Source organism: Streptomyces sp. I05A-00742 (assembly GCF_013055795.1).
In the GTDB taxonomy this organism is placed as follows: Bacteria; Actinomycetota; Actinomycetes; order Streptomycetales; family Streptomycetaceae; genus Streptomyces.
Genome location: NZ_JABETO010000032.1, coordinates 15,796 through 28,700, shown reverse-complemented (window position 1 = coordinate 28,700; position 12,905 = coordinate 15,796). Strand labels below are relative to the sequence as shown.

Here is a 12,905-nt window from a genome sequence, read left to right as displayed (position 1 = left end):
CGCCCCCGCCCTCCTGCCGTCCATATAAGACGACATGGGGGACGGGGGCGCGTCGGCGTACGACGGTCGCGCCAACGGCACGCTCCGGCCGGGCCCCGGATCAGGCCCCGAACGCCTTGCTGCCGCCCTTGACCGGCTTGGCGCCCGCCCGCAGATGGGCGGGGACCAGGTCCCGGGCCGGCTCGCTGTAGCCCACCGAAACGATTTTGTCGCCGCGGTAGGTGAACGTCGTCAGGCTCGCGAGCGTGCACTGCCGCTTGCGCGGGTCGTGCCACAGCCGGCGCCGCTCCACGAAGCTGCGCACGATCCAGATCGGCAGCTGGTGGCTCACGCAGACGGCCTCGTGCCCGCGGGCCGCGTCCCGCGCCGCGTTCAGCGCGCCCATCATCCGCACCACCTGCTCGACGTAGGGCTCGCCCCACGACGGCCGGAACGGGTTCGTCAGGTGCTTCCAGTTGGCCGGCTTGCGCAGCGCGCCGTCGCCCACCCCGAACGTCTTGCCCTCGAAGACGTTCTCCGCCTCGATCAGCCGCCCGTCCGTCGCCAGGTCCAGCCCGTGCGCCTTGGCGATCGGCGTCGCCGTCTCCTGCGCCCGCTCCAGCGGCGAGGCCACCACATGGGTGACGTCCCGGCCCGACAGGTGCTCGGCCACCCGGTCGGCCATCTCCCGGCCCAGGTCGGACAGGTGGTAACCCGGCCGGCGGCCGTAGAGCACGCCCTCCGGGTTGTGCACCTCGCCGTGCCGCATCAGATGCACGACGGTGATGTCGTTGCCGCCACTCACTTCTGCTCCTCCGTCGCCTCGGCCGCCGCCCGCGCCGCCGCCGGCAGGGCCGCCGCGATCCGCTCGATCGCCGCACTGTCATGGGCCGTCGACACGAACCAGGACTCGAACGCCGACGGCGGCAGGTAGACGCCCCGGGCCAGCATCGAGTGGAAGAAGGCGGTGTACCGGAACGACTGCTGCCGCTTGGCCAGCTCGTAGTCCGTGACCTCCCGGTCCGTGAAGAAGACCGAGAACATGTTCCCCGCCGTCTGGAGGCGGTGCGCGACCCCCTCCTTCGCCAGCGCCGCGGTGACCAGCCCGCGGACCTCGGCCGAGACCGCGTCCACCCGCTCGTACGCCGCGTCGTCCAGCAGCCGCAGCTGCGCCAGGCCCGCCGCCGTCGCGACCGGGTTCCCGGAGAGCGTGCCCGCCTGGTAGACCGGGCCCGCCGGCGCCAGGTGCGCCATCACGTCCGCCCGGCCGCCGAAGGCCGCCGCCGGGAAGCCGCCGCCCATCACCTTGCCGAAGGTCATCAGGTCCGGCGTGACGCCGTCGATGCCGTACCAGCCGGCCTTCGACACCCGGAAGCCGGTCATGACCTCGTCCGAGATGAACAGGGCGCCGTTCTTGGCGCACGCCTGCTTCAGGTCCTCGTTGAAGCCGGGCCGCGGCGGGACCACGCCCATGTTGCCCGGGGACGCCTCGGTGATCACACAGGCGATCTCGCCCGGGTGCGCGTGGAACGCCTCGTGCACGGCCTCCAGGTCGTTGTACGGCAGCACGATCGTGTCACCCGCCTGGGCGCCCGTGACGCCGGGCGTGTCCGGGAGGCCGAACGTCGCCACCCCGGAGCCGGCCGCGGCCAGCAGGGCGTCCACATGGCCGTGGTAGCAGCCCGCGAACTTGATCACCTTCGCCCGGCCGGTGAACCCGCGCGCCAGCCGGATCGCCGACATCGTCGCCTCGGTGCCGGACGAGACCAGACGCACCTGCTCCACCGGCGCCACCCGCGCCACGATCTCCTCGGCGAGGGCCACCTCGCCCTCACCGGGCGTACCGAAGGACGTGCCGCGGGCCACCGCGGCCTGTACCGACGCGATCACCTCGGGGTGTGCGTGGCCGAGAATCATCGGCCCCCATGAGCAGACCAGATCCACGTACTCCCGGCCATCCGCGTCGGTGAGGTACGGACCGGTCGCGGACACCATGAAACGGGGCGTACCACCCACCGCGCGGAACGCCCGCACCGGAGAGTTCACGCCACCGGGGGTCACGACCGCCGCGCGCTCGAAGAGCGTCTGGGACACTGGGGCTTCATATGAATAAGGCACTCTGTTCCTGCCTGCGGAGACGTAGGGAGGGACGGCGACGGCGGCCGCTCGCCCCGGCTTGTGGGCCCTGCTGGAGTTCGCTCGGTTTCTCCTGCTTTCGGCCGGATGTCAGCCCCCGCGCATCTGGGACACTGGGGCCGAAGAGGGGTAGCTCACGCCAGCCATGGTCTCAGAGCCCCGTGGGCACGCGTGTCCGGGCGTTTCGCACGCTCTCGACGGGGGAGGTGTCTGAGACGATGATCGGGTTGCGCGGCGGGGGCTGTGCTGCGTAAAAAAGCGATCGGGTGGAGATATGCATCGCGGTGGCGGACTGGGTGAGGGCACCGACGACCTGGGGCCCGACCGAGCCCGGCCGCCGCGCAGGGGCCGGCACCGGCGGGACGACCGCCTCGGGGCCAGCGGGGCGAACAACATCGGCGGGACCGGTGGGACCGACGAGAACAACGGGGACGGCGGGGCCGACGGGGGACACAGCGCGATCAGGAGTGGCCGAGTGGGGGTGACCTACAAGTACTTCGGGGCACCCAACGGGGCCACCGCCGCCCGCGTGCCCATTTCCATGCGCCCCGAGGAGCTCGGGGGCGACGAGCTGGGCATGGGCGGCATGTTCACCAGGATCAAGCCGGAGACGGTCGCCGCCATGGTGCTCACCGGCATCCAGGGCATACCCCTGCACAAGGTCCCCCCGCTGGAACTGGTCGTGCTCCACCCCGACTACGCGGTCGTCAAGCTGCCCATGACGGTCGTCGACCCGCTGCGCGGCATCGGCGAGGAGTCCGTGGGCGCCGCCGCCTTCATCTGGTCCACCGTCCCCGACCGGGGCGGTCCGCGCGACGCCTTCACGGTCTACCGGCTGCTCCACGAGTGGCAGGACTTCTCCCACCGCCTCCACGAGGCAGGCCACCAGCCGTACTGCCTGGTCTGGCCCTGACCCCGACCTCCTCGCGGGACCCCCACGGGCCCCGGGACCGCCGCGGGACGCCCGGCATATCCTCGGCACCACCTGCCGCCGTCACCGCCACCGCCCGAGGAGGCACCATGACCACCCCCACCGCCGTGATCACCGGCGCGAGCAGCGGAATCGGCGCGGCCACCGCCCGCAGCCTGGCCGCCGCCGGCTACCGCGTCGTCCTCGCGGCCCGCCGCANCGGCTGCTCCACGAGTGGCAGGACTTCTCCCACCGCCTCCACGAGGCAGGCCACCAGCCGTACTGCCTGGTCTGGCCCTGACCCCGACCTCCTCGCGGGACCCCCACGGGCCCCGGGACCGCCGCGGGACGCCCGGCATATCCTCGGCACCACCTGCCGCCGTCACCGCCACCGCCCGAGGAGGCACCATGACCACCCCCACCGCCGTGATCACCGGCGCGAGCAGCGGAATCGGCGCGGCCACCGCCCGCAGCCTGGCCGCCGCCGGCTACCGCGTCGTCCTCGCGGCCCGCCGCAAGGACCGGATCGACGCCCTCGCCGCCGAACTGACGGCCGCCGGCCACCAGGCCGTCGCCTACGAACTCGACGTCACCGACCGCGACGCGGTCACCGTCTTCTCCGTCTTCCTCGACGACTTCGCCCCCGTCGAGGTCCTGGTCAACAACGCCGGCGGGGCCATCGGCGCCGAGCCCGTCGCCACCGCCGACCCGGCCGACTGGCGCACCATGTACGAGGTCAACGTCCTCGGCGTGCTCCAGACCACCCAGGCCCTGCTCCCGCTCTGGAAGACCTCCCCCGGCACGGTCGTGATCGTCTCCTCCACCGCCGGCCTCGCCACCTACGAGGGCGGCGGCGGCTACGTCGCCGCCAAGCACGGCGCCCACGTCATCGCCGAGACCCTCCGCCTGGAGGCCAACGCCCTGCCGGTCCGCGTCATCGAGATCGCCCCCGGCATGGTGCGCACCGACGAGTTCGCCCTCAACCGCTACCGCGGCGACGAGGGCAAGGCCGACGCCGTCTACACCGGCGTCAACGAACCGTTGACAGCCGAGGACGTCGCGGAGACGATCACCTGGGCGGTCACCCGGCCGCACCACGTCAACGTCGACCTGCTCGTACTGCGCCCCCGCGCCCAGGCGTCCAACTACAAGGTGCACCGCGAGCCCCAGGAGAACTGACCATGCGCGTCACCGGCTTCGACCACCTCGTCCTCAACGTCACCGACGTCGAGCGCGCCCTGGCCTTCTACACCGGCCCGCTCGGCCTGGAGCCGGTCCGCGTCGACGAGTGGCGCGCCGGGAAGGTCCCCTTCCCCTCCGTGCGCGTCTCCCCCGACACCATCATCGACCTGTTCCAGCGCGACCGCGGCGAGACCAACGTCGACCACTTCTGCCTGGTCGTCGCCCCCCTCGACTGGCAGCAGGTCATCGACGCCGGCACCTTCGACGTCGTCAGCGGCCCCTCCAACAACTTCGGCGCCCGCGGCCAGGCGGAGTCCCTCTACATCCGCGACCCGGACGGCAACACGGTGGAGCTCCGCTGGTACCCGCAGGACGCGTGAGGCGCGGGGGCGCGCCCGAAGAACAGTGCGCTCACCGGTTCGAGTGACCGAGGAGCGTTCGACCTCGCGAGGGTGGTCGCGCGTTCGACGATCGGCGTATGACCTTTATGGACCTCGAAGACCCGCGGTACGCGTATATGTTCGGCTTCCTGCAAGCCGATGGACACCTACACGCGGGTCCCGGCCGCAAAGGGCGCCTCAGCGTCGAGATCAGCCACCGGGACAGCGACATCCTGCATGCCTTCCAGGTGCTCTGCCCGTATCCCAGCACGATCAGGGAGCGCACCAGGACCACGAACTTCGCGGAGAACTGCAGGTCCGCGACCTGGACGCTGTACGCGGCAGAGGCCAGAGCCCGGCTCAACGAGGCGGGCCTGCCCTACGGGAAGAAGTCGCGCACGATCACCCCGCCCCGGGTGCCCTTTTCCCGACGTGACTACCTGCGCGGCCTCATCGACGCCGACGGCGCGATCGGCTTCACCCACCAGGAGCTGCCGTTCGTCAGTCTGGTCACGGCGAGCACCGCCGTGGCGACGTACTTGTGCCGATACACCAAGCTCCACCTCGGTCTCCACAAGCTGACCAGTCGTAACTCCCGCGACCAGGTCTACAACGTCATGTACATGCGCGAAGCGGGAGCGTCTCTCGCCGAGCACCTGTACTACCCGGGTTGCCTGGCTCTGCGACGGAAACGCTCCGCCGCTGCCGAGGTGGCGGCGTGGGAACGTCCATCCCACATGTCCCCACCCCGCCGACGGCGCACTTGGGCACCGTGGGAGGACCAGGCTCTACTGGCGGCTCCGACCCTCGACGAAGCCGCCGAACAACTCGGCCGGTCGAAGAAGTCCTGCCAGGTCCGCCGGTGGCGACTGCGCCACCCGTGAATGACGTCAGCCCTTGACGCAGATGACCTGCTTCAGCTTGGCCACCACCTCGACGAGGTCCCGCTGCTGGCCCATGACCTGCTCGATCGGCTTGTAGGCCGCCGGGATCTCGTCCACCACGCCGGAGTCTTTGCGGCACTCGACGCCCCGGGTCTGGTCGGCCAGGTCCTTCGCCGAGAACCGCTTCTTCGCCGCGTTGCGGCTCATCCGGCGGCCTGCGCCGTGGGAGGCCGAGTTGAAGGAGTCGGCGTTGCCGAGGCCGCGCACGATGTACGAGCCGGTGCCCATCGAGCCGGGGATGATGCCGTACTCGCCGCCGCCCGCGCGGATCGCGCCCTTGCGGGTGACGAGCAGGTCCACACCCTCGTAGGACTCCTCCGCCACGTAGTTGTGGTGGCAGGAGATGACCTCACCGAAGGTGACCTTGGCCTTCTTGAACTCCCGGCGGATCACGTCCTGGGACAGTGCCATCATGATCTCGCGGTTGTGGCGCGCGTACTCCTGAGCCCAGAACAGGTCGTTCCGGTAAGCCGCCATCTGAGGCGTGTCCGCCACGAAGACGGCCAGGTCACGATCGACCAGTCCCTGGTTGTGCGGCAGCTTCCGAGCCTGCTCGATGTGGTACTCGGCCAGTTCCTTGCCGATGTTTCGCGATCCGGAGTGCAGCATCACCCACACCGAATTGTCCGAATCAAGGCAAAGTTCCCAAAAGTGATTTCCCGAGCCGAGCGATCCCATCTGCTTCAGCGCCCGCCCCTGACGGAACTTGACCGCTTCCGCGATCCCGTCGAACCGCCCCCAGAAGTCGTCCCACCCCGCCGTCGGAAAGCCGTGCAGCCGTCGCGGGTCGACCGGGTCGTCGTGCATCGCGAAGCCCACGGGGATCGCCTGCTCGATCTTCGACCGCAGGTGGGAGAGGTCCCCGGGGAGGTCGTTCGCGGTCAGCGAGGTCTTGACGGCGGACATGCCGCAGCCGATGTCCACGCCGACGGCGGCCGGGCAGACGGCGCCGCGCATGGCGATGACGGAGCCGACGGTCGCGCCCTTGCCGTAGTGGACGTCGGGCATCACGGCGAGGCCGGCGATCCAGGGCAGGGTGGCGACGTTCCGCAGCTGCTGCATGGCGCCGTCCTCGACCGTCGCCGGGTCCGCCCACATGCGGATCGGTACCCGGGCGCCGGGCAGCTCGGTGTACGGCATATTTTCCTCATTCCCCCAGAAAAGGCATATAACGCAAAAGCCGGATCAATCCGTGGATTCACGACAGCGGACCAGCGGTGCGGCGGCGCGTGCGGTAGACATTGTGTCCAGCGGCCACCCAGCCGCGGCAACCAGTTTTCGGCCCGTGACCGGGCCGGGAGCGCGTGGAGAAGCGGGCGAAGGGAGCCACGGACAGTGCAGCGAAGGGCGTACCGGCTGGTAGCTGCACCGGCCGCGCTGGCAGCCGCCGCCGTGCTCGCGGCGGGGCTGACGGGGTGCAGCGGTGGCTCGGGCGGCATGGGCGGGGACGACGACCCCAAGCCCGGCCCCGGCGAGTCCGCGCCGCCCACGGCCGAGCCGGGCAAGTACCACAGCCTCCCCGAGCCGTGCGGCTATGTGAGCCGCGAGACGCTGCGCCGGATGCTGCCCGGCGGCGGCGAGGAGGGCGACCAGGCCGCCGAGGAGCTCTACCGGGGCCAGCCCACCATCACGTACGACGCCGACCGGCGCGTCGGGTGCCGCTGGAACCAGGAGACCCCGGACGGCACCCGCCGGCTGTCGGTCGACTTCGAGCGCGTGGTGTCGTACCAGGCCGGGGTCAGCGACGAGGAGCGGGCGCAGCAGCTGTACAACAAGCTGTCCGACGACGCGCACATCCCGGCCTCCTCCTCGGTCACACCGTCGTCCCCGCCCTCGTCCCTCCCGGCGCCGCCATCGGGCGGCAAGGGCGGCCCGAAGGGCCCCAAGGACCCGAAGGACCCCAAGGGCGCCAAGGAGAAGGCGAAGAACGAGCCCCGGACCACCGACGCGTCCTCCCGTCCCGCCACCACGGCGACGCCTCCCGCGCAGCCGCCCGGGGGCGGCCCCGAGCTCGGTTCGCGGGCCCTGGACGACGTGGGCGACAACGCGTTCGTCAGCGACAAGCTGGTCTCGGGCGGCTCCGGCGCCCACCGGGACGTGACGGTGGTCTTCCGTTCCGCGAACGTCCTGGTGACGATCGTCTACCACCAGCAGCCGACGGACCGGACGAGCGTTCCGAGCAGTCAGGACCTCCAGGGCAAGGCACACGTCCTGGCCCGTGAGATCGAGGCCGGGCACTTCAGCAACTAGCCCGGCGAGTACCACCCCATTTCGGCCGCCGCCGCGGCCGGGCCGCGTACCGTGCCAGTAGCCCCTGACCGGCCCCCAGCACCGATTGAGCGAAGGACCCATGCACCGACGAACAGCTCCGCGACTCGCCCGACTCCTCGCCTGCGCCGCAGTACCGGTGATGCTCGTCGCCGGCTGCTCGGACTCGGACGACGACTCGGGAGCGAAGAAGGCCTCCAGCACGCCGTCCTCGGAGGCGACGAAGCCGGCCCCCACGCCCACCGTGGTCGCCGCCAAGTACCCCAAGCTGCCCGAGCCGTGCAAGGCCGTGCAGGCCAAGACGGTCGAGAAGCTGGTGCCGAAGCCGAAGGAGAAGAAGGGCCAGGTCCTCACGGCCGGCAGCTGCTACTGGGCCGGGCTGGACGACTCGGACGCCGACGACCTGCAGTTCCGCTCGCTGAACGTCCAGTTCAACGGATTGAGCGCGGACCCGACGCTGGGTTCGGCCGACAAGCGGGCCCAGGTCTTCGCCGAGGAGCAGGTCAAGAAGGCGATGAAGGAGGACGGGGCGAAGGACGCCAAGTCGCAGAAGACCTCCGGGATCGGCGACTGGGCGACCACGGTGACGACGACCACGAAGAAGAACGGCGACGAGTTCCACAACGCGTGGGTGATCACCCGTACCGCGAACGTGGTGGTCACGCTGCAGTTCAGCGGCGCCGGTTACCAGGGCGCGAAGGCGCCGGACGCAGCCGAGCTGGCGAAGGACACGCCCACGCCGGCGAAGGAGGCGGTCGCCGCGGTGGCCGCCGCCAACAAGAAGTAGCCCACGCGGGGAAACGTGAAGGGGCCCGCCTCCCGGGGGAGGCGGGCCCCTTCGCGCGCGTCAGGCGGCCAGGAGCTTGCGCACCCGGTCCGCGCCGACGGCGAGGAGCAGGGTGGGCAGGCGCGGGCCGGTGTCACGGCCGACGAGCAGCCGGTAGAGCAGCGCGAAGAAGGAGCGCTGGGCGACCTTCAGCTCGGGGGTGGGCTTGGCGTCCGGGTCCAGGCCCGCCTGGATCTTGGGCACGCCGTAGACGAGGGTGGTGAGCCCGTCGAGCGACCAGTGGTCGTCCAGTCCGTCGAGGAGCAGCCGCAGGGACTCGCGGCCCTGCTCGTCGAGGGCGGCGAGGGTCTCGGTGTCGGGCTCCTGGCGGACGATGGTCCGCTGGTCGGCCGGGACCTGGGTGTTGATCCAGTGCTCGGCGCGGTCGAGGCGCGGCCGGGTCTCGTCGAGCGAGGCGACCGGGTTCTCCGGGTCGAGGTCGCCGAGGATGCGCAGCGTCTGCTCGTCGTGGCCGGCGGTGATGTCGACGACGGAGGCGAGCGTGCGGTACGGCAGCGGGCGCGGGGTGCGGGCCAGCTCGCCGGCGGCGGTGCGGGCGGCGCGGCTGTGCGCGGCGGCGTCGGCGGGCAGCACGGAGCCGTCGGCGACCTTGGCCTCCAGCTTGTCCCACTCGTCGTAGAGCCGCTGGATCTCCTGGTCGAAGGCGATCTTGAAGGACTGGTTGGGCTTGCGGCGGGCGTAGAGCCAGCGCAGCAGCGGCGCCTCCATGATCTTCAGGGCGTCGCCCGGGGTGGGGACGCCGCCCTTGGAGGAGGACATCTTGGCCATGCCGCTGATGCCGACGAAGGCGTACATCGGGCCGATCGGCTGCTCGCCGCCGAAGATCTTGCGGACGATCTGGCCGCCGACGACGAAGGAGGAGCCGGGCGAGGAGTGGTCCACGCCGGAGGGCTCGAAGATCACGCCCTCGAAGGCCCAGCGCATCGGCCAGTCGACCTTCCAGACCAGCTTGCCGCGGTTGAACTCGCTGAGCAGGACGGTCTCGGAGTGGCCGCAGACGCAGGTGTAGGAGAGCTCGGTGCTCGCGTCGTCGTACGCGGTGACGGTGGTGAGGTCGCGCTCGCAGGCGCCGCAGTACGGCTTGTACGGGAAGTAGCCCGCGCCGCCGCCGCTGCCGTCGTCCTCGCTCGCCGCGCCGGAGCCCTCGGCGGCCTCCAGCTCGGCCTCCTCGACCGGCTTCTGCTGCTTCTTGGGCTTGCCGGTCGCCTTGTCCTTCGTCCGGTACTGGTCGAGGATCGCGTCGATGTCGGCGCGGTGCCTCATCGCGTGCAGGATCTGCTCGCGGTAGACACCGGAGGTGTACTGCTCGGTCTGGCTGATCGGGTCGTACTCGACGCCCAGCTCGGCCAGGGACTCGACCATGGCGGCCTTGAAGTGCTCGGCCCAGTTCGGGTACGCCGAGCCGGCGGGGGCCGGGACCGAGGTCAGCGGCTTGCCGATGTGCTCGCCCCAGGAGTCGTCGACGCCGGGGACGTCGGCCGGGACCTTGCGGTAGCGGTCGTAGTCGTCCCAGGACAGCACATGGCGGACCTGGTGGCCGCGGCGGCGGATCTCGTCGGCGACCAGGTGCGGGGTCATGACCTCGCGCAGGTTGCCCAGGTGGATCGGGCCGGAGGGGCTGAGGCCGGACGCGACGACGATGGGTTTGCCGGGCGCGCGGCGCTCGCCTTCGGCGATGACCTCGTCGGCGAAACGGGAGACCCAGTCGGCCTCGGTGCTCTGAGCCTGAGCCACGGCACTTCCTTCCTTACGGTCTGGCATGACCATTGTCCCAGACGGCGGCGGGGGGCCGCCGGTTGCCCGGGGAGGCGCGGAAAAGCACGCGGGGCCTGTGATATCGGCATGGGATACTCGGGTGCGGCGGCGCCGCCCTCCCTGCACACGTCGCCCTCAGCACGCACGCCTTCTACAAGGAATGGGCCCGCTTCCCATGGCTTTGGTTCCCTCCCTCGCTTCCACGCTCGACCGGCGCATCGCGGACGCGCTCTCGGCGGCCCTGCCGGAGGCGGGTGCCACCGATCCGCTGCTGCGACGAAGCGACCGGGCGGACTTCCAGGCCAACGGGATGCTCGCGCTCGCCAAGAAGCTCAAGGGGAACCCCCGGGAGCTGGCCGGCCAGGTCGTCGAGCGGCTGCCGGCCGACGGGCTGATCGCCGGGATCGAGGTCTCGGGCCCCGGCTTCCTCAACATCACCCTCACCGACCGGGCGATCCTGGAGACGCTGGCCGCGCGCGCCGCGGACGACCGACTGGGCGTGCCGTTCAAGGAGCACCCCGGCACGACGGTCATCGACTGGGCGCAGCCGAACGTGGCCAAGGAGATGCACGTCGGCCACCTGCGGAACTCGGTGATCGGCAACGCGGTCGTCAGGATCCTGGAGTTCGCGGGCGAGAAGGTCGTCAGCCGTCACCACATCGGCGACTGGGGCACCCAGTTCGGCATGCTCATCCAGTATCTGATCGAGCACCCGCACGAGCTGGACCACGAGGGCGAGGTCTCCGGCGAGGAGGCCATGACCAATCTGGGCCGGCTGTACAAGGCGGCCCGCACGCTGTTCGACGCGGACGACGCGTTCAAGGCGCGGGCGCGCCGCCGGGTGGTGGACCTCCAGGCGGGCGATCCGGAGACGGTCGCGCTGTGGCAGAGGTTCGTCGACGAGTCGAAGATCTACTTCTACTCGGTCTTCGACAAGCTCGATGTGACGATCCGGGACGAGGACATCGTCGGCGAGTCGGGGTACAACGACATGCTCGCCGAGACCTGCCGGATGCTGGAGGAGTCGGGCGTCGCGGTGCGCTCCGAGGGCGCGCTGTGCGTCTTCTTCGACGATGTGAAGGGCCCGGACGGCAATCCGGTGCCGCTGATCGTCCAGAAGTCCGACGGCGGCTTCGGCTACGCGGCGACGGACCTGTCGGCGATCCGCGACCGGGTGTTCAACATCAAGGCCGACACCCTGCTCTACGTGGTGGACAGCCGCCAGTCGCTGCACTTCAGGATGGTCTTCGAGACGGCCCGCCGGGCCGGCTGGCTGACGGACGACGTGAAGGCCGTGCAGCTGGGCTTCGGCACGGTGCTGGGCAAGGACGGCAAGCCGTTCAAGACGCGTGAGGGCGAGACGGTCCGGCTGGTGGACCTGCTGGACGAGGCGATCGAGCGGGCGACGAAGATCGTCCGCGAGAAGGCCCAGGACGAGATGGGCGAGGCGGAGATCGCCGAGCGCGGTGCCCAGGTGGGCATCGGCGCGGTGAAGTACGCGGACCTGTCGACGTCCGTCTCCCGGGACTACAAGTTCGACCTGGACCAGATGGTCTCGCTCACGGGCGACACCTCGGTGTACATCCAGTACGCGTACGCCCGGAACCGGTCCATCCTCCGCAAGGCGGGCGGGATCGCGCCGGCCGCCCACCCGGAGCTCGAACTGGCCCCCGCCGAGCGGGCGCTGGGCCTCCACCTGGACGAGTTCGCGGCGACGCTGGCGGAGGTGGCGGAGGCGTACGAGCCGCACAAGCTCGCCGGGTACCTGTACCAGCTGTCCTCGCTCTACACGACGTTCTTCTCGGAGTGCCCGGTGCTGAAGGCCGGCACCCCGGAGCAGGTCGAGAACCGCCTCTTCCTCTGCGACCTGACCGCCCGCACCCTGCGCCAGGGCATGGCGCTGCTCGGCATCCACACGCCCGAGCACCTCTGAGTCATGGCGCCGAAGGGCCCTTCCCGCACCGGGAGGGGCCCTTCGGCGCACCGAGCTCGAACCAGATCAACTTCCCGACCAGGCCCTGTGGTTGGTCGCGCAGCGTGAAGCCGCCCCAGCTGTCGGCGCACCACTGGACGAGGCCCAGCCCCCTCCCCTGCTCGGCCTCCTGGCCCGCCGCGTCCACGGGCGGGACGGCGTCCAGGGCGGGCATCCGTGGGTTGGTGTCCCAGACGGCGACGCGGACGCGGTCGCCGTCGCGGCGCACACGGACGGAGGCGGGTCCGTCGGAGTACCGGTAGGCGTTGGTGACCAGCTCGGAGGTCAGCAGCTCGGCGGTGTCGGCGAGTTCGAGGAAGCCGTGCTCCTCGAAGATGGTGCGCAGGGTGCGCCGGGCGATGCACGGTGCCATCGGGTCGGAGGGGACCTGGAGCGTGTATTCCCAGTCGTCGGCGAGATCGGGCTCATGACTCATGCACGCCTCCATAGAGTGAGCAACCTGATACGCACAGTAGTCATGTTCGGATTGCCCGTGCCAGGGGTGCCCGGATTCGAGGAGAGACGACCTATG

12 protein-coding genes and 1 pseudogene are annotated in these 12,905 nt (G+C 70.8%); 8 read left to right on the top strand and 5 right to left on the bottom strand.

Annotation, left to right across the window (positions count from 1 at the left end):
* Positions 1-100: 100 nt before the first annotated feature.
* Both HN013_RS24795 and hemL read right to left on the bottom strand, forming a co-directional pair.
* Positions 101-748, bottom strand: a complete 648-nt coding sequence (locus tag HN013_RS24795) for a histidine phosphatase family protein (protein WP_171169958.1) — start codon at positions 746-748, stop codon at positions 101-103.
* Between the two features lie 32 nt (positions 749-780).
* Complete coding sequence (hemL, locus tag HN013_RS24790) at positions 781-2,073, bottom strand: glutamate-1-semialdehyde 2,1-aminomutase (RefSeq protein WP_312018705.1); 1,293 nt, start codon at positions 2,071-2,073, stop codon at positions 781-783.
* Positions 2,074-2,389: 316 nt separating this feature from the next.
* Between hemL and HN013_RS24785 the strand changes: the two genes are divergently transcribed.
* The 5 genes and pseudogenes from HN013_RS24785 (at position 2,390) to HN013_RS24765 (ending at position 5,471) form a co-directional block, all read left to right on the top strand.
* On the top strand, positions 2,390-3,028 hold the full coding sequence (locus tag HN013_RS24785; protein WP_171169899.1) for a hypothetical protein: 639 nt from the start codon (positions 2,390-2,392) through the stop codon (positions 3,026-3,028).
* Positions 3,029-3,135: 107 nt separating this feature from the next.
* Positions 3,136-3,231, top strand: a pseudogene (locus tag HN013_RS34230) (SDR family NAD(P)-dependent oxidoreductase); the annotation flags it as partial.
* A gap of 202 nt (positions 3,232-3,433) precedes the next feature.
* Positions 3,434-4,204 carry an SDR family oxidoreductase gene (locus tag HN013_RS24775; protein ID WP_171169897.1) on the top strand — a complete coding sequence of 257 codons (771 nt, stop codon included), beginning with the start codon at positions 3,434-3,436 and terminating at the stop codon, positions 4,202-4,204.
* Between the two features lie 2 nt (positions 4,205-4,206).
* On the top strand, positions 4,207-4,587 hold the full coding sequence (locus HN013_RS24770; RefSeq protein WP_171169956.1) for a VOC family protein: 381 nt from the start codon (positions 4,207-4,209) through the stop codon (positions 4,585-4,587).
* Between the two features lie 98 nt (positions 4,588-4,685).
* Positions 4,686-5,471, top strand: coding sequence for a hypothetical protein (locus HN013_RS24765; RefSeq protein WP_171169895.1), 786 nt, complete (start codon positions 4,686-4,688; stop codon positions 5,469-5,471).
* 6 nt (positions 5,472-5,477) lie between these two features.
* Here the strand turns inward: HN013_RS24765 and HN013_RS24760 are convergent, their stop codons facing one another.
* Complete coding sequence (locus tag HN013_RS24760; protein ID WP_171169893.1) at positions 5,478-6,671, bottom strand: RtcB family protein; 1,194 nt, start codon at positions 6,669-6,671, stop codon at positions 5,478-5,480.
* Positions 6,672-6,866: 195 nt separating this feature from the next.
* Here HN013_RS24760 and HN013_RS24755 point away from each other — a divergent pair, with 195 nt between their 5' ends.
* The gene (locus tag HN013_RS24755) at positions 6,867-7,781 is read left to right on the top strand and encodes a hypothetical protein (RefSeq protein ID WP_171169892.1); all 915 of its coding nucleotides are present in this window, start codon (positions 6,867-6,869) and stop codon (positions 7,779-7,781) included.
* Between the two features lie 100 nt (positions 7,782-7,881).
* Complete coding sequence (locus tag HN013_RS24750) at positions 7,882-8,586, top strand: hypothetical protein (protein WP_171169890.1); 705 nt, start codon at positions 7,882-7,884, stop codon at positions 8,584-8,586.
* A 60-nt stretch (positions 8,587-8,646) separates the two neighbouring features.
* On the opposite strand, the gene lysS is transcribed toward HN013_RS24750, so the two are convergent.
* Positions 8,647-10,407 (bottom strand): lysine--tRNA ligase, encoded by a 1,761-nt coding sequence (gene lysS, locus HN013_RS24745; RefSeq protein ID WP_171169888.1) that lies wholly within the window; start codon positions 10,405-10,407, stop codon positions 8,647-8,649.
* Positions 10,408-10,576: 169 nt separating this feature from the next.
* Between lysS and argS the strand changes: the two genes are divergently transcribed.
* On the top strand, positions 10,577-12,334 hold the full coding sequence (argS, locus tag HN013_RS24740; RefSeq protein WP_171169886.1) for an arginine--tRNA ligase: 1,758 nt from the start codon (positions 10,577-10,579) through the stop codon (positions 12,332-12,334).
* A 1-nt stretch (position 12,335) separates the two neighbouring features.
* On the opposite strand, the gene HN013_RS24735 is transcribed toward argS, so the two are convergent.
* Positions 12,336-12,809 carry an ATP-binding protein gene (locus HN013_RS24735; protein ID WP_171169884.1) on the bottom strand — a complete coding sequence of 158 codons (474 nt, stop codon included), beginning with the start codon at positions 12,807-12,809 and terminating at the stop codon, positions 12,336-12,338.
* Between the last annotated feature and the right edge of the window lie 96 nt (positions 12,810-12,905).